Origin of the sequence: Enterobacter sp. BRE11, assembly GCF_031844285.1 — a bacterium.
Taxonomy (GTDB): domain Bacteria; phylum Pseudomonadota; class Gammaproteobacteria; order Enterobacterales; family Enterobacteriaceae; genus Pantoea.
On the sequence record NZ_JAUZUX010000006.1, the window covers coordinates 17770 to 36415 of the forward strand.

19 protein-coding genes are annotated in these 18646 nt (G+C 64.6%); 2 read left to right on the plus strand and 17 right to left on the minus strand.

Features of this window, described 5'->3' with window-relative positions:
* Nucleotides 1-176: 176 nt before the first annotated feature.
* A complete protein-coding gene (locus tag Q9R34_RS07680; protein ID WP_434123022.1) occupies nucleotides 177-911 on the plus strand; it encodes a response regulator in 735 nt (244 codons plus the stop codon).
* Nucleotides 912-934: 23 nt separating this feature from the next.
* Here the strand turns inward: Q9R34_RS07680 and Q9R34_RS07685 are convergent, their stop codons facing one another.
* From Q9R34_RS07685 to Q9R34_RS07695, 3 genes are all read right to left on the minus strand, one after another.
* The gene (locus Q9R34_RS07685; RefSeq protein ID WP_434123021.1) at nucleotides 935-1873 is read right to left on the minus strand and encodes an ABC transporter substrate-binding protein; all 939 of its coding nucleotides are present in this window, start codon (nucleotides 1871-1873) and stop codon (nucleotides 935-937) included.
* Nucleotides 1874-1942: 69 nt separating this feature from the next.
* Nucleotides 1943-2923, minus strand: a complete 981-nt coding sequence (locus Q9R34_RS07690) for an ABC transporter permease subunit (RefSeq protein ID WP_434123020.1) — start codon at nucleotides 2921-2923, stop codon at nucleotides 1943-1945.
* A gap of 13 nt (nucleotides 2924-2936) precedes the next feature.
* Nucleotides 2937-4451 carry a sugar ABC transporter ATP-binding protein gene (locus Q9R34_RS07695; protein ID WP_485893011.1) on the minus strand — a complete coding sequence of 505 codons (1515 nt, stop codon included), beginning with the start codon at nucleotides 4449-4451 and terminating at the stop codon, nucleotides 2937-2939.
* A gap of 144 nt (nucleotides 4452-4595) precedes the next feature.
* Here Q9R34_RS07695 and Q9R34_RS07700 point away from each other — a divergent pair, with 144 nt between their 5' ends.
* Nucleotides 4596-7172, plus strand: a complete 2577-nt coding sequence (locus Q9R34_RS07700) for an ATP-binding protein (protein ID WP_485893012.1) — start codon at nucleotides 4596-4598, stop codon at nucleotides 7170-7172.
* Here the strand turns inward: Q9R34_RS07700 and phnE (Q9R34_RS07705) are convergent.
* The 14 genes from phnE (Q9R34_RS07705) to phnF form a co-directional block, all read right to left on the minus strand.
* On the minus strand, nucleotides 7126-8010 hold the full coding sequence (gene phnE, locus Q9R34_RS07705; protein ID WP_485893013.1) for a phosphonate ABC transporter, permease protein PhnE: 885 nt from the start codon (nucleotides 8008-8010) through the stop codon (nucleotides 7126-7128). The genes Q9R34_RS07700 and phnE (Q9R34_RS07705) overlap by 47 nt on opposite strands.
* Nucleotides 8007-8867: a phosphonate ABC transporter, permease protein PhnE gene (gene phnE, locus Q9R34_RS07710; RefSeq protein WP_485893014.1), complete on the minus strand. Its 861-nt coding sequence runs from the start codon at nucleotides 8865-8867 to the stop codon at nucleotides 8007-8009. The genes phnE (Q9R34_RS07705) and phnE (Q9R34_RS07710) overlap by 4 nt, the downstream gene beginning before the upstream one ends.
* An 85-nt stretch (nucleotides 8868-8952) precedes the next feature.
* Complete coding sequence (gene phnD / locus Q9R34_RS07715) at nucleotides 8953-9879, minus strand: phosphonate ABC transporter substrate-binding protein (protein WP_434123014.1); 927 nt, start codon at nucleotides 9877-9879, stop codon at nucleotides 8953-8955.
* Nucleotides 9880-9905: 26 nt separating this feature from the next.
* Complete coding sequence (gene phnC, locus Q9R34_RS07720) at nucleotides 9906-10736, minus strand: phosphonate ABC transporter ATP-binding protein (RefSeq protein WP_485893015.1); 831 nt, start codon at nucleotides 10734-10736, stop codon at nucleotides 9906-9908.
* A gap of 83 nt (nucleotides 10737-10819) precedes the next feature.
* Nucleotides 10820-11590 carry a phosphonate metabolism protein PhnP gene (gene phnP / locus Q9R34_RS07725; RefSeq protein WP_485893016.1) on the minus strand — a complete coding sequence of 257 codons (771 nt, stop codon included), beginning with the start codon at nucleotides 11588-11590 and terminating at the stop codon, nucleotides 10820-10822.
* Nucleotides 11587-12123, minus strand: a complete 537-nt coding sequence (phnN, locus tag Q9R34_RS07730; RefSeq protein WP_434123011.1) for a ribose 1,5-bisphosphokinase — start codon at nucleotides 12121-12123, stop codon at nucleotides 11587-11589. Before phnN ends, phnP begins: the two co-directional genes overlap by 4 nt.
* Complete coding sequence (gene phnM / locus Q9R34_RS07735; RefSeq protein WP_434123010.1) at nucleotides 12123-13259, minus strand: alpha-D-ribose 1-methylphosphonate 5-triphosphate diphosphatase; 1137 nt, start codon at nucleotides 13257-13259, stop codon at nucleotides 12123-12125. The genes phnN and phnM overlap by 1 nt, the downstream gene beginning before the upstream one ends.
* Nucleotides 13256-13960 carry a phosphonate C-P lyase system protein PhnL gene (gene phnL, locus Q9R34_RS07740; protein ID WP_485893017.1) on the minus strand — a complete coding sequence of 235 codons (705 nt, stop codon included), beginning with the start codon at nucleotides 13958-13960 and terminating at the stop codon, nucleotides 13256-13258. The genes phnM and phnL overlap by 4 nt, the downstream gene beginning before the upstream one ends.
* 11 nt (nucleotides 13961-13971) lie before the next feature.
* Entirely contained in the window at nucleotides 13972-14736 is a 765-nt protein-coding gene (gene phnK / locus Q9R34_RS07745; protein ID WP_434123007.1) for a phosphonate C-P lyase system protein PhnK, read from the minus strand.
* Nucleotides 14726-15574: an alpha-D-ribose 1-methylphosphonate 5-phosphate C-P-lyase PhnJ gene (locus tag Q9R34_RS07750; protein ID WP_485893018.1), complete on the minus strand. Its 849-nt coding sequence runs from the start codon at nucleotides 15572-15574 to the stop codon at nucleotides 14726-14728. The genes phnK and Q9R34_RS07750 overlap by 11 nt, the downstream gene beginning before the upstream one ends.
* The gene (locus Q9R34_RS07755) at nucleotides 15567-16643 is read right to left on the minus strand and encodes a carbon-phosphorus lyase complex subunit (protein WP_434123005.1); all 1077 of its coding nucleotides are present in this window, start codon (nucleotides 16641-16643) and stop codon (nucleotides 15567-15569) included. The genes Q9R34_RS07750 and Q9R34_RS07755 overlap by 8 nt, the downstream gene beginning before the upstream one ends.
* Entirely contained in the window at nucleotides 16643-17218 is a 576-nt protein-coding gene (gene phnH, locus Q9R34_RS07760; protein WP_434123004.1) for a phosphonate C-P lyase system protein PhnH, read from the minus strand. Before phnH ends, Q9R34_RS07755 begins: the two co-directional genes overlap by 1 nt.
* Nucleotides 17218-17664, minus strand: a complete 447-nt coding sequence (gene phnG, locus Q9R34_RS07765) for a phosphonate C-P lyase system protein PhnG (protein ID WP_485893019.1) — start codon at nucleotides 17662-17664, stop codon at nucleotides 17218-17220. The genes phnH and phnG overlap by 1 nt, the downstream gene beginning before the upstream one ends.
* Nucleotides 17664-18377 carry a phosphonate metabolism transcriptional regulator PhnF gene (gene phnF / locus Q9R34_RS07770; protein ID WP_485893020.1) on the minus strand — a complete coding sequence of 238 codons (714 nt, stop codon included), beginning with the start codon at nucleotides 18375-18377 and terminating at the stop codon, nucleotides 17664-17666. The genes phnG and phnF overlap by 1 nt, the downstream gene beginning before the upstream one ends.
* Nucleotides 18378-18646: the final 269 nt, after the last annotated feature.

An 18646-nucleotide genomic window follows, 5' to 3' on the forward strand; every position in this document is an offset into this window, starting at 1 on the left:
CGCTGCCGCGCAATCGTTTTCATCACCTCCTCTGCGCTGCGGAAAAATTCTGCGCCAACGCACGCTTCAGTCACGCCGATGGCGATATCGCTCACGTTTCCATCGCTTGCCAGCGCGGCGAAAAACGCGCCGTGTACAATCTTGTTAACCTTTTTTTAACCCTGAGGTCGCGCTGCATGAAGCCCGCCATTCTGGTTGTCGATGATGATAAGGCCGTCTGCGAACTGCTGCAGGATGTGCTGGATGAGCAACAGTTTAGCGTTTACTGCTGCCACTATGGCCGCGACGCGGCCGCGCTGCTGGCGCAGCACGACGACATCGCGCTGGTGATGCTGGATATGATGCTGCCCGATACCAACGGCCTGCTGGTGCTGCAACAGCTACAGCGTCAGCGCCCGGATGTGCTGGTGATCATGCTGACCGGCATGGGCTCCGAAGCGGAAATGGTGGTTGGGCTGGAGATGGGCGCGGATGACTATATCGCCAAGCCTTTCAATCCGCGCGTGGTAGTGGCGAGAGCGCGCGCGGCGCTGCGGCGCGGCGGTCGGCTTATACCGCCGGAGGCGGCGGAGAGCGGCTGGCGCTTTAACGGCTGGCAGCTGGATGAAGCGCGCTGTCAGCTGCTCAATCCGCAGCGCGAAGCGGTGCCGCTGACCCAGGGCGAATATGCGCTGCTGCGCGCGCTGGTACGCCATGCGCGCAAGGTCCTGACGCGCGATCAGCTGCTGGAGCTCACCCACGGTGAAAGCCTTGATGTTTTCGACCGCACCATCGACGTGCTGATTATGCGACTGCGGCGCAAAATTGAAATCAATCCGCATCAGCCCAGCCTAATCCGCACCATTCGCGGCCTCGGCTATGTCTTTTCCGCCGATGTGGCGCGCCCGGAAGCGGTCCGGCTGAGCGCCTGAGAGGCGAACAGCCGGGAACGGTACTATTTCACCGTCCAGCCCTTGTAGCTGCCGACATTGTTGCGATCGATCAGGGTAACAGGGATCAGCACCGGCTTATCCGGCGCCGGTTTGCCCTGCAGAATGTCATAGCCGATCTCGACTGCTTTCGCCGCCATCACCTGTGGATCCTGTGCCGGGGTGGCGACGAACAGCGAATTCTTGCGCTTCAACGCCTCTTCACCATCTGGCGATCCATCGACACCGACAATAAAGAACTCGTTGCGCTGCGCCTGTTTCGCCGCCAGATCGGCGCCGATGGCGGTCGGATCGTTGATAGCGAACACCGCGTCTACTTTCGGATTGGCCGACAGCAGGCCGGTCATCACTTCCAGCCCGCCTTCACGGCTGCCTTTAGCGTTCTGGTTCCAGGAGAGCAGCTTGATCCCGGGATGGCGTTTCAGTTCGGTCATACAGCCCTCGACGCGGTTCTGCACGGCGGAAACCGGCGGGCCGTTGATGATCAGCACATTACCCTTCTCCTTCAGGCGATCGGAGATGTATTTACAGGCCATCTCGCCCGCCTGGGTGTTGTCGGAGGTAATGGTGGCGTTGGCGCCGTCGGCCGCCACGTCGACCGCCACCACCACAATTCCGGCGTCGCGGGCGCGCTTCACCGCCGGCGCGATGCCTTTGGAATCGGCGGCGTTCAGAATAATCATGTCGACTTTCGCCGCGATAAAGTTATCAATCTGCGCCACCTGCTGGCCCAGATCGTAGCCGCTGGAGACCAGCGTCACGTTGACGTTGTCCCCCGCCAGCTCGTGCGCTTTCTTCTCCGCGCCTTTGGTGATCTGCACGAAAAACGGGTTGGCGAGATCGCCGACGGTGACGCCGATGGACTTGAGATCTTTCGCCTGGGCGAAGGTGCCGCTGAACAGCGTTGCCGCCAGCAGCCCGGTTACGATCGGATTAAAACGCATAGACCTTCTCCTGCTGTTATTAGAATCGCCAACGGCTGAATGGCGTAGGGTAAAAAAGGGGCGCCGCGTTCAGGAGACGTGGTGTCGGGTGCGATATTTGTCGATCAGCACCGCAATAATGATCACCGCGCCTTTGATCACCAGCTGCCAGAAATAGGAGACCCCCATTAGCGTCATGCCGTTATTCAGCGTGGCGATAATCAGCGCGCCGATCAGCGTGCCGGTGATGGTGCCGATGCCGCCGACGAAGCTGGTGCCGCCGAGGATCACCGCGGCGATGGCGTCCAGTTCATAGCCGACGCCGAGATTGCCGTTGGCGCTATAGAGGCGCGACGCCGACATCAGCCCGCCTAATCCGGAAAGCAGCCCGCTCATGGCGTAGACGAACACCAGCACCGCGCCGACTTTGATGCCGGTCAGCCGCGCCGCCTGCATATTGCCGCCCACCGCGTAGATATGAACGCCCAGCGTGGTGCGGCGCAGGATAAACCAGCAGACGGCGATGACGGCGAAGGCGATAACGATCAGCCAGGGCACCGGGCCGAGATAGCCGTTGCCTATCCACTCGAAGCTGATATCGGAGTTGATTACCGTGGTGCCGTTCGCCAGCAGATAGGCGGCGCCGCGCAGCGCCGTATAGGTGCCGAGGGTGACGATAAAGGGTGGCAGCCCGGCCCAGGCGACCAGAATGCCGTTGAACAGCCCCATCACCAGGCCTGCGCCGAGCGCCATGGGGATGGTCATACCGGCGAGCATCGGATCGAGCGAGGCGACCATCGCCACTACCGCCGTGGTGCCGAGCATCGATCCCACCGAGAGGTCGATGCCGCCAGTGAGGATGACAAAGGTCATACCGGCCGCCAGCACGATATTAATTGAGGCCTGCCGGGTAATATTAAGCAGATTGCCCTCGGTGAAGAAGTTCGGCGCGACAAAGCCGAACACCACCACAATCAGCACCAGGATCGGCAGAATGCCGACGGTTTGCAGCATGTCGCCTGTCAGCGCCCGCTTAACGGTGGGCGGTTTCGCCCGCGTGGTCTCAGTCATCGCTCTCGTCTCCTTATCTTTCCAGCGGCGAGGCGCTGTGCGCCCCGGTGGCCAGCGTCATAATGTTTTCCTGGCTGATCCGATCGCTATCCAGCTCCCCTGCGATAGCGCCTTCGCGCATCACGTACACCCGATCGCTCATGCCGACCACCTCCGGCAGCTCGCTGGAGATCATCAGGATCGCCACGCCCTGCTGCGCCATCTGATTCATCATGCGGTAGATCTCGCTTTTGGCGCCGACGTCGACGCCGCGCGTCGGCTCATCAAGGATCAGAATGCGGGGCCCAATGGATACCCAGCGTGAAATCAGCAGCTTCTGCTGGTTGCCGCCGGAGAGGCCGCCCGCCCGCACCTGGGCATGGGGCACGCGAATATTGAGCGTGGCGATGGCATCACCCGCGATCTGTCGCCCTTTGCGCCGGTTAAGCAGCCCGTAGCTGGCGTCGCGCTCCAGCGTCGCCATCACAATGTTCTCCTGCGCCGCCATCTCCAGAAACAGCCCCTGCTCTTTGCGGTTTTCGGTGAGGAAACCGATGCCGCGCGCAATGGCGTCGCGCGGCGAGTGGATGGTCACCTGCTGCCCGTCGATCCAGATCTCGCCGCCGCGGGGTTGACGCACGCCGAAAATCAGCTGCGCCAGCTCGCTGCGCCCGGCGCCCACCAGCCCCGCCAGCCCGACGATTTCGCCGGCGCGCACCGCCAGGCTGCTCGGCCGCACTTTGCCGCCGTCGGTCAGGTGATTGACCGCCAGACGAATGTCGCCAAACGGAATGGTGCGATCCTTATTAAACAGGTTGCTCAGCGGACGGCCGACCATCATCCGCACCAGCTCGCTGGCATTCAGGGTGTCGCGTGTCAGGCTGCCGACATACTGCCCGTCGCGCAGCACGCTGACGCGGTCAGAGAGCTCATAGACTTCTGCCATACGGTGGCTGATATAGATAATCGCCATCCCTTCCGCGCTCAGGCGCTTAATCAGCGCGAAAAGCTGCTCGGTTTCGCGGTTGCTCAGCGCGGCGGTGGGCTCGTCCATCACCAGAATGCGGCTATTGCGATGCAGCGCACGCGCAATCTCCACCTGCTGCTGTTCGGCAATGCTGAGGCGGCTGACGCGGTCGGTGGCGCTAAACTGCGCGCCGAGCCGATCGATCACCTGCTGCGCCTCTTCCGCCATCTGGCGACGCCGAACCAGCCCGCCGCGCGCGATTTCGCTGCCGAGAAAGATGTTCTCCGCCACCGTCAGGTTGGGCGCCAGGTTGATCTCCTGATAGATCAGCGTGATGCCTGCCGCCAGCGCCTCTTTGGGCCCCTTAATGGCACAGGGCTGGCCGTCGATCAGGATCTCGCCGCTGGTGGCGCTGTAGGCACCAGCAAGGATCTTCATCAGGGTGCTCTTGCCCGCGCCGTTTTCGCCCATCAGCGCGTGGATCTCCCCGGCATAGATCGTGAGGTCGACCCCTTTCAGCGCATAGAACTGGCCAAATCGCCGCGTAATGTCGCGCATTTGCAGAATCGGTGTGGCTGTCATGGGCCGCTCCAGATAACGGTAACTGGGGCTGAGTAAAGCAGCGCCAGATAAATGGAAAATGTCAGCGGCCGTTCATATTTGTCATAAATGCGCCTGAGCCGCGCCCTATACTCGCCTCAAACAGGGCGGGCGCGGAGGCGCGGTATGCGGCATCAACATCCCTGGCAGGCGGGCGCGCGTGGCCGCCTGCTGCTGTTTAATCTGCTGGTGGTCTGCGTCACGCTGATGGTGAGCGCGGTGGCGATACTCGGTTTTCGCCATGCCGGACGCATTCAGGAGCAGGCGCAGGCGCAGACCCTGAGCGATATGAGCGCCAGCCTGGCGCTGGCGCGCGATACCGCCAGCGTCGCCACCGCGGCGGTGCGCCTGTCGCAGGTGGTGGGGGCGCTGGAGTATCAAAGCGAATCGCAGCGGCTGCAGCAAAACCAGCAGGCGCTGCAGCAGTCGCTGACGCTGCTCGCCTCGGCGCCGCTCGCGGCGCGCCAGACGGCGCGGGTAGCGCGCATCCGCGCGCGCAGCCTGATGCTGGAGCAGACCATTACGCAGCTGCTGATCAACGGCCATCAGCGTCACCTGCAGCGCAACGCGCTGCTCAGCGGCCTGTGGCAGTCGCAGCTGCTGCTGGATCATATCAACCAGCTCACCGCGCAGCGCGGCCCGACTGCGGCGCTGCGTCAGCAGACCGAGCGGCTGCTGGCGGCGGCGATCCGCACGCCGTCCCCGGTCGCGGTGGTCGACCAGCTGCAGCAGGTGATGACGGCGTGGCGGCCCGATTCCGGCGAGGCGGTGCTGGATGAGAAAATTGCGCGCCTGATCGCCACCCAGCAGTCGCTGCGGCCGCTGGCTGATCGTCTGGCGGAGAACGATCTCGCTATCGCCTACTCCACCTACCGCATCAAGGCGCTGGTGGCGGCGCTCAATGACGACATCACCGCCTGCGTGCAGCAGGTGGCGCAGCAGAGCGAAATGCGCAGCATGGAGACCCATCGCGAGCTCAACTCGGTGATCCTCTTTATCGCGCTCTTTGCTCTGCTGGCGCTGGCGATCACCGGCTATGCCGGGATCTATATCTACCGCAACCTCGGCTCCAGCCTGACCGCCATCGCCGACGCCATGACGCGGCTGGCGCAGGGAGAAAAGCACGTTTCAGTGCCGGGCCTGCAGCGGGGCGACGAACTGGGCGATCTGGCGCGCGCCTTTAACGTCTTTGCCCGCAATACCGCGTCGCTGGCGCATACCTCGCGCCTGCTGAAGGAGAAGAGCAGCCAGCTGGAATCCACCTTCCTCGCCATGCGCGACGGCTTCGCGCTGTTCGACAACCAGGGCCAGCTGGTGGTGTGGAATGCGCAATATCCGCAGCTGCTGGGGCTCTCCGGCGAGGCGCTCCATCGCGGCCTGCACTATCGCCAGCTGCTGAGGCAAGTGGGCGTAGATCTGCAGCATCCGGGCGAGCCGCAGGAGGTGCGGCTGGCGGATGGGCGAACGCTGGAGCTGCGCTTCAGCCCGGTGCCGCGCCGCGGCATCGTCAACACCGTGCTGGAGCGCACCGCGCGCAAGGCGCTGGAAGAGGCGCTGCTGCACAGCCAGAAGATGAAGGCGGTCGGCCAGCTGACCGGCGGCATCGCGCACGACTTCAATAACCTGCTGGCGGTAATCATCGGCAGCCTGGCGCTGACGCAAGGCCAGCTGCCGCCGGGCAGCCTGGCGAGCCGCATCGAACGCGCGCGTCAGGCGGCGGATCGCGCCGCCCTGCTCACCCAGCGCCTGCTCGCCTTTTCGCGCAAGCAGGCGCTGCATCCGCGCGCCGTCTCGGTGACGCAGCTGGTGGACGAACTGCAAAACCTGCTGCAGCATTCGCTGCTGCCCGGCCAGCGCCTGACGGTCGAGGCGCAGCGGCCCGGCTGGCTCGCCTGGATCGACGCCAGCCAGCTGGAGAACGCGCTGATGAATCTGGTGGTCAACGCGCGCGACGCTATGCAGCAGAAAAGCGGCGAGATCCGCCTGCGTATCGCCAGCCAGCGTCACGAGCAAGGGGAACGCGTGGTCATTGAGGTAATCGACCAGGGGTGCGGCATGACGCCGGAGGTGCGGGAACAGGTATTCGAGCCTTTCTTCACCACCAAAGAGACCGGGAGCGGCAGCGGGCTGGGGCTGTCGATGGTCTATGGCTTCGTGCGGCAGTCGGGCGGCCAGATTGAGATCGACACCGCGCCCGGACAGGGCACCACCGTGCGCCTGCTGCTGCCGCGCGCGCCTGAAAGCGCGGCATCCTCCTCGCCGGCGCAGCCGGTCGCCCCGCCGACGCCGCGCGACAAGCTGGTACTGGTGCTGGATGACGAACCGGCGGTGCGCCAGACGCTCTGCGAGCATCTGCACCAGCTCGGCTACGTCACGCTGGAGTGCGCCAGCGGCGAAGAGGCGCTGGCGCTGCTGCGCCAGACGCCCGATATCGATCTGCTGATCAGCGACCTGATGCTGCCCGGCGGCCTGAACGGCGCCGAGGTGATCCGCCAGGCGCAGCAGCAGTGGCCGCAGCTGGCGACGCTGCTGATCAGCGGTCAGGATCTGCGCCTGCAGCCGGTGGCGCTGCCGCTGTGCGAACGGCTGGCGAAACCCTGGCAAGGCGCGCAGCTGGCGCAGGCGCTGGCGCGCGCCTGGCAGCGCAGCGAACGGCTTAGTCGCGCGCGGCAGGCTGCCAGAGCGGCACCGGCTTCCCGCTGATATAGCGCTTGCGCAGGCGGCTGGAGAGCGCATCCATGATCATCACCACCGCCACGAGGATCAGGGTTAAAAACATCACCACGTCCCAGTTCCACAGGCGCATATTCTCGGCGTAAACCAGCCCGACGCCGCCCGCGCCGACAAAACCCAGCACCGCCGCCGAACGGGTATTGGATTCGATCTGATAGAGGCTAAGCGCCAGGAAATGGGGAAACGACTGGGTAAAGATGCCGAAGCGATGCTTTTGCAGGCTGTTGGCCCCCACCGCGCTCAGGCCGCGGCTCGGCGAGCGCTCGACCGCCTCGTGCCCTTCCGAGTAGAGTTTGCCCAGCAGGCCGACATCCTGCATCACAATCGCCAGCACGCCCGCCAGCGGCCCCATGCCGACGGCGCGGACGAATATTAGCCCCCAAATCGCCATATCGATGCCGCGCAGCAGATCGAGCAGGCGACGCACCGCCCAGGCGATTGGCCGCGTCGCGCGGACGTGCATCACGTTGCGCGCGGCGAAAAACGACAGCGGCAGCGCGATAATCGATGCGGTCAGGGTGCCGGCGAAAACGATCGCCAGCGTAATGCCGATTTGCGAGAAGTAGTAGCCGAACGGCCAGTGCATAAAATCGTGCCAGACAAACATGCGCAGAAAATAGCGGCCGAGCTGCTGCGCGCCCAGCACGGCGCGGCTCCACTCGATACCGTAAAACGCAAAAAAGAACAGGTAGTAAAGCAGGATAGCGGCCCCCGCCAGCGCAAGCCGACGCAGATAGCGCTTCTGCGCGGCGAACAGCGCCGGGTTTTCCCGCCTGATTTTGTCAATATCCGGTGCCAGCGCGATCATGCGGAACCCTCCACGACGCGGCGGCGCAGCCGGCCGGAACAGCTGTCCAGCAGCGATACCACCACGATAATCAGCAGCAGCGTGATGCTGACCTGATCGTAACGATCGAGTTTGATATTGGTCATCAGCTCCTGGCCGATGCCGCCCGCGCCCACCAGCCCGAGAATGGTCGAGGAGCGAAAGTTAATCTCCAGCCGCATAAAGCTGTAGGAGAGAAAGATCGGCTTCACCTGCGGCCAGAACGCAAAGCGCATGCGCTGGAACCTGCTGGCGCCGCAGGCGGCCAGGCCGCGCACCGGCTTATCGGAGGCGCTCTCAATCGCTTCATAGAAGAGCTTGGTCAGGCTGCCGACGGTGTGCAGCGCCAGCGCGAGGAAGCCGGGGATGGCGCCGATGCCGAACGCCATCACGAACATCACCGCCCAGGCCAGCTCCGGCATGGTGCGTAAAAAGGCGACGGCGGCGCGAATAGCCACGCGCAGGCTTGCCGGGGTTTTGGTGTTGTCGGCGGCGAAAAAGGCCAGCACCGCGGCGATGCACACCGCCACGATGGTGGAGGCGAGCGCCAGCTGCAGCGTTTCCCAGATCAGCGGCAGCTGAAAATGAAGGCGATAGCCCCAGTAAGCGAGCGATCCTTCTGTTTTTACGCTGTCGAACAGCGTGGAAAAATGCAGCACCGGCAGCGTTTCCCACAGGTAGTCGAAGAAGTGCGGCATTGACGCCCAGAGCGTCGTCAGGCTGAACTCTGACATTTTGCCAGCCAGCAGGTAGAGCGTGACCAGCAGCAGCGACCAAATCAGCGTGTCGCGTTTCTGCTGGCGGCGGATGCGTTGGTAGTAGCGTTCGAAGTCAGTCAAAAGAAGATTCCTGCAAGAGGTAAAAAACCGCAGAGAGGCTAAATCACGAGTATCTCTCTTCAGAAAAGAGATACCCGTATCGACCTTAGCCGCGCTGGCCTTTCGCCAGGTCGCGCTTCATATCAATAATATTCTGGTAGTCCGCTACCGACGCCGGGCCGATATGCTGCGCGCCGCCGACGGCCTTCACAAAGCAGGCGTGCTGCTCTTTATCCAGCTTCTTAATCGTCTCGACCACTTTCTGTTTGAAATCGGCTGGCAGCTTGTTGCTCACCAGCAGCGGGCCGTTCGGGATCAGCGGCGACTGCCAGATGATGCGGATCTGCTTCATCAGATCGGGGTGATCCATGCGGATCAAACGACCGAAAGCGCCGGCGCTGTAGCCGCTGTTGTAGTCGCCCACCAGCGAGCTCCAGGTGACCGCGCCGTCGAACTGGTTGTTCAGCACGCCGAGAATGTCCTGCTCGTGGCCGCCGGAAAAGGTAACGCTGGAGAAAAAGCCGTTGTACTTGTCATCGACGCTGCCGCCGAACTGCTTCTTAAATGCCTGGTTTGGCATCAGGAAACCAGAGGTCGAATCGGGATCGGCCATGCCGAACGATTTGCCCTTGAGATCTTCCAGCTTCTTATAGGGGCTGCTGTTTTTCACGATCACCACCGAGTGGTAGCCTTTTGAGCCATCTTTGTCGTCCACCAGGATGCCCACGATATCCACGGCTTTAGGATCCTGCAGATAGACGGAGGCGTAGGAGGCGGGCGACATACTCAGCACCATATCGATCTTGCCGCCCAGCAGCCCCTGAATCACGCCCGCGTAGTCGGAGGAGTTGCGCAGCTTCGTATCAACGTTGAGTGCCTTATCAAAAAAGTCCTTCACGCACTGGTTATCGCCAATCTGCTGGGTGGCGTTCTGCCCGCCGAGAATGCCCAGATTCAGTGTTTTCGGCGCATCCGCCGCGTGCACGCCAAAGGTCATTACGCTGGTGAGTAAGGCTAATAAAGTCAGTTTCATTCGAGGTTTTTCTCTTGCCGTGGGAGTTAGTGAAGCTGATTGATTTCATCGCCGTACAGCTGCTGCAGCAGACTGTCGGTCAGGTGCGCCGGATGGCCGTCGAACAGCACCCTGCCGCGCTGAATGCCGATCGCGCGCGTACAGTAGCTTTTCACCAGCTCAACCGAATGCAGGTTTACCATCACGCTGATGCCCTGCTCGCTCACCTGGCGCAGAACATCCATGATGCGTTTGGTATTTTTGGGATCGAGCGACGCCACCGGCTCATCGGCCAGCAGGATTTTTGGGTTCTGCATCAGGGCGCGACAGATGGCCACGCGCTGCATCTGCCCGCCCGACAGGTTCTCGGCACGCTGCAGCGCCTGCGGCAGCATATTCATCCACTGCAGCAGTTCGATGGCGTGGGCGCGGTCGCCGTCGGAGAAAAGTTTAAAAAAGGATTTCAGCGTCGAGGTCTGGCTGAGACGGCCGAGCAGCACGTTGGTCAGCACGTCAAGGCGCGGCACCAGGCAGAAGTCCTGAAAAATCATGCCGCATTCGCTGCGCCACTGGCGCAGCTGGCGGCTGTTCAGCGCCAGCAGATTGCGCTGCACCTCGCCGTCGCGCAGGCTGTATACCGCGCCTTCCGAGGCGTCGATGGTGCCGTTCAGCATATGCAGCAGCGTCGATTTGCCTGCGCCCGAGCGGCCGATCACGGCGACCATTTCTCCCGCATGCAGATCAAAACTGACATTCTCCAGCACGCGGTTCTCGCCCCAGCGCTTGCCCAGCCCCTGCACCGACAGCACCTTCTCTCCGGTCTGGCTAAGCGGCGCGCTGCTGTTATCCACCACCGTTCTTAACAGTGCCTGTGCCATGATTCACTCCGTATGCGTTGACAAGGGGTAAGTTGACGCCTATTACGGCCCGGCGGGATGACTCTCTGATGACAGGAAGGTGATCAAACGGTGACAGGGTCGTCCGCGCTCAGCGACAGCGTCAGCCCGTCGGCCGCCGCCGATACGGACGCGGGCAACGGATTGTTTGCTAACCAGTTATCCATCTGATGTGACAGATGGGTCAGCCAGGCGCGACGCGGTGTGAGCCGGTCGACGATCGCCAGCGCGCGCGTCACATCGTTATGGTTGCGCGCGGCGGGAGACGGCGGATCGTTGCAGTCGATCACCAGCTCATCAATGCGCTGGCCGGTGAGAAAATCGTCGGTTTCGGGCGGCAGACCACAGGTGTCGCACAGCCAGGCGAGCCGCGCGCCGTGCCAGTCGAACAGGTAGCCATGCGTCAGCTTCGAGTGCTGCAGCGGCAGCGGCGTCACCTGCAGCGCGCCGAAAAGATGGGGCACGAAGGGCGTCAGCGACGGACGAAAATCGAGCAGGCCGGGATGCTTAAAGAGATCGTCGCAGCCCCGCTCGTCCGGCGGCCCCCAGACAGGGATCGCCTCGCCCACGCCCCAGCGCAGCGCGAACAGCCCCTGCACGTGATCCATGTGGTAGTGGGTCAGCAGTATGCGCGACAGCTCGCCGGGGGCGAAGCGCTCCGCCAGCAGCGGCAGCCCGGCGTCGAGCAGGATGCGCTCGCCGCCCGCCTCGATCAGCGCGCTGCACGGCGCGCGTTGCCGTTTCCTGTCGCCGCGCGCCCTCAGGCAGGCGGCGCAGTCGCAGCCGAAAAGCGGCGCGGCGGTGACCCCGCCGGTGCCGAGAAAGGTCAGCTTCATGAGAGCGGCTCCAGCAGCTGGCGCAGCTGCAGCAGGGTGTGCGACAGCGCGCCGTTGTTGTTCAGCAGGCGGCAGCCCGGCGGCGGGGCGTGCGCGGCGCGATCGAGCCGTTGCGCAATCTCACTCTCGCTCTCCCGCCCGCGCTGGCGCAGACGCGCCGCCAGCACCTCCGGCGACACCGTCAGGCAGAGCGGCAGCAGCCGCGCGCCGTAGCGAGCCTGCGCCTGCGGCAGATGATGGCGCGAGCCGTTGACCAGCACGTCGTGGCCGCGTGCCAGCCAGAGATCAAGCTCCAGCCCGAGTCCGTAGTGCAGGCCGTGCGCCGTCCAGCGCAGGGCGAACAGCCCCTGCGCCGCGCGGCGCGCAAACTCCGTTTCAGTCAGGGCGATATGGTTCTCGCCGCCCGCGTCGGCCGCGCGCGTGATGTAGCGATGGGCGATCAGCAGATTCAGCGGCGGCGCGTCGCGCAGCGCGTTGAGCAGGCTGTCTTTGCCCGAGCCTGACGGCCCGATAAGCCAGATCAGGCGCGCCATCAGTAGACCTGCCTGCCCTGCGCCCAGACGTGACAAATATGGGGATGACCGTGGTCGGTGTGCGCCAGCACCAGATCGGCGCGGCACCCTTCGGCAATCACGCCGCGATCCGCAAGGCCGAGCGCGCGCGCCGGGTTGCGCGTCACCAGCGCCACCGCCTGCGGCAGCGTCAGCGGGTTGCGCTCGTCGGCGGCAAGACGAAACGCCGCGTCGAGCAGCGACGCTGGATAGTAGTCGGAGGAGAGAATATCGAGCAGCCCCTCCGCCGCCAGCGCCCAGGCCGCGACGTTGCCGGAGTGGGAGCCGCCGCGCACGATATTGGGCGCGCCCATCAGGATCTGCATTCCTCTGGCGCGCGAGGCGCGCGCCGCCGCCAGCGTGGTGGGAAACTCGGCGATGGCGCTGCCGACGCCGTGCGACTCCTCAACGTGCGCCTCGGTGGCGTCGTCGTGGCTGGCGATGGCGATGTGGCGCGCGCGGCAGAGCGCGGCGATCGCCTGACGGTTCGGCTGCGACCACTGCGCCGCCAGCGTCAGCTGCTCCAGCTCAAAGGCATCCATCTCCTGGTCGTTGAGCGCGTATTTGCCCTGGTAATATTCGCGGTACTTCTCCAGCGAGGCGTACTGGCGCTGGCCCGGCGAGTGGTCCATCAGCGACACCAGCGACAGCTCTGGCGTGCCCATCAGCGCCTCGAACAGCGGCAGCGTGGCGTGATGCGGCAGCTCGCAGCGCAGGTGCAGCCGGTGTTCGGCGCGGTTCAGCCCTTTGCGGTTGCTGTCGCGGATGGCGTCGATCATGTTGCTCAAATTATCGAGACGATGGCCGCCGTCGCGCACGTCGCCGACGCCGATGGCGTCCAGCACCGTGGTAATGCCGCTGGCCACCATCAGCGCGTCGTGGCTGCTCATCGCCGAGTGGGCGGGCCAGTCCACCTTCGGCCGCGGCGCGAAGAACTTATCCAGGTTGTCGGTATGCAGCTCCACCAGGCCGGGCAACAGATAGCCGCCCTCGCCGTCCAGCGCGCCGGGCTGGCGGCTCGGGGTTTCGCTGAAGCTGGCGATCAGGCCGTCGCGCATCTCCAGCGATCCCGTCACCCGCTCGTTCTCCAGAATGAGCTGGACATTATTAATAATCATGCTTCCACTCCGCTGTTGAGCGGCTGCATGACGTGCAGGCGATCCGCCACCCGCTCGCGCACCGCCTCATCGTGAAAAATGCCGACGATGGCCGCGCCGCGCGCGCGCGCCTGCTCAATCAGCTCCACCACTGCCGCGCTATTGGCTTTATCCAGCGAGGCGGTCGGTTCATCCAGCAGCAGCACCGGGTAGTCGGCGATAAAGCCGCGCGCGATATTGACGCGCTGTTGCTCGCCGCCGGAGAAGGTCGCGGGCGCCAGCGGCCAGAGGCGCGGCGGCACGTTGAGCCGCGTCAGCAGCTCTTTCGCGCGCTTCTCGCAAAAGGGGCGCGCCACGCCGCGCTCCAGCAGCGGCTGCATCACGATCTCCAGCGTCGGCACGCGCGGGATCACGCGCAGAAACTGGCTGACCCAGCCGAGGGTGTCGCGGCGCATCGCCAGCATCTGACGCGCCGGGGCGTGCGCCATATCGACCCACTCGCCGTCGTGACGCAGCCAGATATGACCGCTGTTGGCCTGGTAGTTGCCGTAGAGCGCGCGCAGCAGCGTCGATTTGCCGCTGCCGGAGCGGCCGTGCAGCACCACCACTTCGCCCTCCGCCACGTCAAGCGAGGCGTTCTGCAATACCGGCAGCTCGACGCCGCCCTGATTATGCAGCACAAAGGTTTTGCACAGATTCTCGACGCGCAGTCGTCTGTTCATGGAATTGTCCGTCATGAGTTGAGCACCGATGAGACCAGCAGCTGAGTGTAGGGGTGGTGCGGATCGTCGAGCACGCGGTCGGTCAGGCCGCTCTCCACTACGCGACCCTGCTTCATCACCAGCAGCCGGTGCGCCAGCAGGCGCGCCACGCCGAGATCGTGGGTGACGATAATCACCGCCAGGTTCAGCTCGCGCACCAGGGTGCGCAGCAGATCGAGCAGCCGCGCCTGCACCGAGACGTCCAGGCCGCCGGTCGGCTCGTCCATAAACACCAGCTTCGGCTGAGTGACGAGGTTGCGGGCGATCTGCAGTCGCTGCTGCATGCCGCCCGAAAAGGTGGTGGGCAGATCGTCGATGCGGTTAGCGGCGATCTCCACCTCCTGCAGCCAGCGGCTCGCCTGGGCGCGGATGTCGCCGTAGTGGCGATGGCCCACCGCCATCAGCCGCTCGCCGATATTGCCGCCCGCCGTGACCTGCGCGCGTAGCCCGTCGAGCGGGTGCTGATGCACCACGCCCCATTCGGTGCGCAGCAGGCGGCGGCGGTCGCTCTCCGACAGCGCATAGAGATCGCGCTGGTTGTAGAGAATGTTGCCCTGCTGCGGCGTCAGGCGCGCCGAGAGGCTGCGCAGCAGCGTGGTTTTGCCGGAGCCCGATTCCCCGACGATGCCCAGCACCTCGCCGGGATAGAGATCGAAGCTCACGGCTTCGAAGCCTTTACCCGGCGCATAGAGATGCGTCAGGTTGTTGACCGCAAGCAGCGGCTGTTCACTCTGCATGTTGCTGTTCCTGCTGCTGGTGGCAAAAATCGGTGTCGGAGCAGACGAAAAGGCGCGTGCCCTGGTCATCCATCACCACCTCGTCGAGATAGCTGTGGCGCGAACCGCACAGGGCGCAGGGCGCATCCCACTGCTGCACGCTAAAGGGGTGATCCTCGAAGTCGAGGCTTTCGACTCTGGTGAAGGGCGGCAGCGCATAAATGCGCTTTTCACGGCCCGCGCCGAACAGCTGCAGCGCGGGCATCATATGCATCTTCGGGTTGTCGAATTTCGGGATCGGCGACGGGTCCATCACATAGCGATCGTTGACCTTTACCGGGTAGGCGTAGGTGGTGGCGATATGCCCGTAGCGCGCGATATCTTCGTAGAGCTTCACCTGCATCACGCCATACTCCTCCAGCGCATGCATGGTGCGGGTTTCGGTTTCGCGCGGCTCGATAAAGCGCAGCGGCTCCGGGATCGGCACCTGGAAAATCAGGATCTGATCCTCTTTCAGCGGCGTCTCCGGGATGCGATGGCGCGTCTGGATCAGCGTGGCGTCGCGGGTGCGCTCGGTGGTCGCCGCGCCGCTGACGCGCTGGAAAAAGCGACGGATCGACACCGCGTTGGTAGTGTCGTCCGCGCCCTGGTCGATCACCTTCAGCACGTCGGCGTCGCCAATCACGCTGGCGGTGATCTGAATGCCGCCGGTGCCCCAGCCGTAGGGCATCGGCATCTCGCGTCCGGCGAACGGTACCTGATAGCCGGGGATCGCCACCGCTTTCAGGATGGCGCGGCGGATAGCGCGCTTGGTCTGCTCGTCGAGATAGCCCGGGTTAAAGCCGCTCAGTTTACTCATCGCCTGGTTCCTGATAATCCGCACGCAGCTGCTTCAGCAGCGCCAGCTCCGCCTGAAAATCGACGTAGTGCGGCAGTTTGAGGTGGGAGACGAAGCCGGCGGCCTCGACGTTGTCGGCGTGCGCCAGCACGAACTCTTCGTCCTGCGCCGGGCTGGTGATGCGTTCGTCGTGCTCGCGGGTTTGCAGCGCGCGATCCACCAGCGCCATCGCCATCGCCTTGCGCTCGGCGCGGCCGAACACCAGGCCGTAGCCGCGGGTAAAGTGTGGCGCCGCCTCGCCCTGGGTGGTGAAGCCGTTGACCATTTCACATTCGGTCAGCAGCAGTTCGCCGATCTCCAGCTCAAAGCCCAGCTCTTCCGGGCAGATGCTGACGCTGAGGTAGCCGGTGCGGATCTCCCCGGCGAAGGGGTGGGTGCGGCCGTAGCCGCGCTGGGTGGAGTAGCCGAGCGCCAGCAAAAAGCCCTCGTCGCCGCGCACCAGCTGCTGCAGGCGCGCCGCGCGCGTCGCCGGAAAGCCCATCGGCTCGCGGGTGATATCCACCGGCTCGCTGCCGTCGTCAATCTCCTGCGCCGCCAGCCCTTCATCGCTCATCATGGCGAACATATGCGGACAGCGCGACGCCAGCGCCTCGTCGCCGCGCGGCGCGGCGGGCGCCTCGCCGTTGGCCAGCAGCGTAAAGTCGAGCAGGCGGTGGCTGTAGTCAAAGGTCGGGCCGAGCACCTGGCCGCCCGGCAGATCTTTATAGACGGCGGAGATACGGCGCTCGAGGCGCATCTCGCCGGTCGCCAGCGGCGCGCTGTCGGCCAGGCGCGGCAGCGTGGTGCGGTAGGCGCGCAGCAGGAAGATCGCCTCCACTAAATCGCCGCTCGCCTGTTTGATTGCCAGCGCCGCCAGTTCAGGATCGTAGATGCCGCCCTCGGTCATCACGCGATCGACCGCCAGCCCGAGCTGCTGCGCCACCTGATCGCAGCCCAGCTCCGCCACGTCGCGCGCGCCGCGCCGCAGGTCCGCCTGTAGCTGATGGGCGTTGGCAATCGCCTTCTCGCCCCCTTTCACCGCGACGTACATCAGCACACCTCCACGTCGGTGGTGCGCGGCAGCGCCATCATCGCTTCGCCGCAGGTAAAGATCAGATCGACGCCCTGGGGAAACGGATGCGGACGGTTGCGCAGGTACTCCAGCACGCTTTCCGGCAGCTGCGGCGCGATGGCGCGCGACTCGCGCAGGCCCGGGCCTGACAGGCGCAGCGTCAGCCCGCCGTTGAGCGACGGCACCTCAATAATCAGCGTGGTGCTCTTTTCCGGGGCGAGGTTGTCGCCTGCGGCGAAGTCAGCCGGGCGCGGGCTGCTGGCGGCATGGCTCAGCGCAAACGGCGCGTCGCGGCTCTCGCTCAGCGGCGCGCCGGTGTGGAAGCGCAGGTTGCTGCGCAGGATCTCATTATCGACCTGCGGCTCGATCCAGAGCGGGCTCTCCTGATCCACCAGCGTCAGCAGCACCGCGGTCGCGGCGGGCGACAGCGCGCCCCAGCCCTGCGCCAGCGGCAGCGAGACCATCACGCCCGGCTCGCTCATCGCTTTCAGAATGCGGCGGAAGGCGCGCTGCGCATCGGCCACCGGATGGTTAAAACTCGCCAGTAATGTCATCAGTTATCTCCGCGAACCAGCGTAAAAAAATCGACTTTCGAGCTGGCGACTTCCCGCGCGCGCAGCTGGCGCTGCTCCTCGCGCAGAGCCGCCAGCGGCGTTATCACTTGTTCCGTCAGCAGCGCGTGGGTCTGCGGCTGCTGCAACAGCGCGTCAATCAGGGCGCAGCGTTCGGCGTGCGCCCTGTCGCGCCCCAGCACGTAGCTGTAGCCGAGCGTGCCGTCCTCAAGCTGCACCACGGCGCGCGTCACGGTGGCGTCGCCCATCACAAAGCGCTTGCCGCTGGCGCCCATGCGCGCCATCAGCCGCGTCAGGCCGATTTCCGCCGGGCGGATCAGCGAGAAGCGCGGCGCGAGGCGCAGCGCCTCCCAGTGCTGCGCCAGCGCCGGAGCGCTGCTGTGCGCCAGTACCGACAGCCACTGCTGTCGTTGCGTTAAGCTTTCCATCAGTGCTCCAGGGTCAGTTCGATCATGTCGCCGCGCGTCAGGCTGACGGAGTACTCCGCCACGGCGCCGTCGCGGGTTTTATTCAGGGTGCGCACGCAGAGCAGCGGGGCGTGCAGCGCAATCTCCAGCAGGCGGCACTCTTTGGCCTGCGCGCGGCGCGTGCTGATGCGGGTCTGGCTGCGCGTCAGCTGGTGGCCGCCGTGCTGCTGCAAAAAGTCGTGCAGCGAACCGCTGCTGAAGCGCTGCAGCGTCGGCCACCAGCGCAGATCGGGCAGAAAGTGGTTAATTACGCAGACCGGCACGCCGTTAACCCGGCGCAGGGTGCGCAGATGGATGACGCTGTCGCCCTCGGCCAGGCCCAGGGCGCTGGCGACGTCGGCGCTGGCGGGACGCACCACCGCCAGCAGCCGTTCGCTGGTGGGATGGCTGCCCTGCTCCATCAGGTTCTGGCTAAAGCGCGCCTGCGCATGCAGCGGATAGTCGTAAGGGCGCATCAGCACCAGAATGCCGACGCCGTGGCGGCGCTGCAGCAGACCTTTACTGACCAGTTCGTCCACCGCGCGCCGCAGCGTGTGGCGGTTCACCTCATAGCGCTCGGCCAGCTGCTGTTCGGAGGGCAGATAGTCGCCGCTGCGGTAGTTTTCCCGCAGCGCCTGCTCGAGCTGCGCGGCGACGGCCTGGTAAACAGTGGTCGGATGTCTGGATATCTCCATCTTGAACAGATCCTCAACCTTGACTGAGTGGGGAGCGCAGCGGTGAGCCCGGCTGCGTGTTGGCCACTACCTTGACCTGCGTAGATGACAGGAGGGTGACCGTGCAGTGACGCGACGATGAATGTCAGACAGAGGCGCGGCCAGACGCGGCACGATCAATTAACGCTGCTGAACGGTTTCTCCTGCGCGGCGCGGCCCAATTTTTGGCGCGTTATCAATAACAACCTTGCGCGTCAGACAGCGTGCAGGCTGGGGGATTTCTGCCAGGC

What these genes read in the sequence shown, in the direction of transcription:
- phnM (WP_434123010.1), bottom strand. Translation starts at nt 13,259, where the DNA reads ATGATTATTAATAATGTCCAGCTCATTCTGGAGAACGAGCGGGTGACG.
- Q9R34_RS07695 (WP_485893011.1), bottom strand. Translation starts at nt 4,451, where the DNA reads ATGACAGCCACACCGATTCTGCAAATGCGCGACATTACGCGGCGATTT.
- Q9R34_RS07750 (WP_485893018.1), bottom strand. Translation starts at nt 15,574, where the DNA reads ATGAGTAAACTGAGCGGCTTTAACCCGGGCTATCTCGACGAGCAGACC.
- phnF (WP_485893020.1), bottom strand. Translation starts at nt 18,377, where the DNA reads ATGGAGATATCCAGACATCCGACCACTGTTTACCAGGCCGTCGCCGCG.
- Q9R34_RS07690 (WP_434123020.1), bottom strand. Translation starts at nt 2,923, where the DNA reads ATGACTGAGACCACGCGGGCGAAACCGCCCACCGTTAAGCGGGCGCTG.
- phnN (WP_434123011.1), bottom strand. Translation starts at nt 12,123, where the DNA reads ATGGCGCGCCTGATCTGGCTTATCGGGCCGTCAGGCTCGGGCAAAGAC.
- phnL (WP_485893017.1), bottom strand. Translation starts at nt 13,960, where the DNA reads ATGAACAGACGACTGCGCGTCGAGAATCTGTGCAAAACCTTTGTGCTG.
- phnK (WP_434123007.1), bottom strand. Translation starts at nt 14,736, where the DNA reads ATGCAGAGTGAACAGCCGCTGCTTGCGGTCAACAACCTGACGCATCTC.
- Q9R34_RS07680 (WP_434123022.1), top strand. Translation starts at nt 177, where the DNA reads ATGAAGCCCGCCATTCTGGTTGTCGATGATGATAAGGCCGTCTGCGAA.
- phnD (WP_434123014.1), bottom strand. Translation starts at nt 9,879, where the DNA reads ATGAAACTGACTTTATTAGCCTTACTCACCAGCGTAATGACCTTTGGC.
- phnG (WP_485893019.1), bottom strand. Translation starts at nt 17,664, where the DNA reads ATGGAAAGCTTAACGCAACGACAGCAGTGGCTGTCGGTACTGGCGCAC.
- phnC (WP_485893015.1), bottom strand. Translation starts at nt 10,736, where the DNA reads ATGGCACAGGCACTGTTAAGAACGGTGGTGGATAACAGCAGCGCGCCG.
- Q9R34_RS07755 (WP_434123005.1), bottom strand. Translation starts at nt 16,643, where the DNA reads ATGTACGTCGCGGTGAAAGGGGGCGAGAAGGCGATTGCCAACGCCCAT.
- phnP (WP_485893016.1), bottom strand. Translation starts at nt 11,590, where the DNA reads ATGAAGCTGACCTTTCTCGGCACCGGCGGGGTCACCGCCGCGCCGCTT.
- Q9R34_RS07685 (WP_434123021.1), bottom strand. Translation starts at nt 1,873, where the DNA reads ATGCGTTTTAATCCGATCGTAACCGGGCTGCTGGCGGCAACGCTGTTC.
- phnH (WP_434123004.1), bottom strand. Translation starts at nt 17,218, where the DNA reads ATGACATTACTGGCGAGTTTTAACCATCCGGTGGCCGATGCGCAGCGC.
- phnE (WP_485893013.1), bottom strand. Translation starts at nt 8,010, where the DNA reads ATGATCGCGCTGGCACCGGATATTGACAAAATCAGGCGGGAAAACCCG.
- Q9R34_RS07700 (WP_485893012.1), top strand. Translation starts at nt 4,596, where the DNA reads ATGCGGCATCAACATCCCTGGCAGGCGGGCGCGCGTGGCCGCCTGCTG.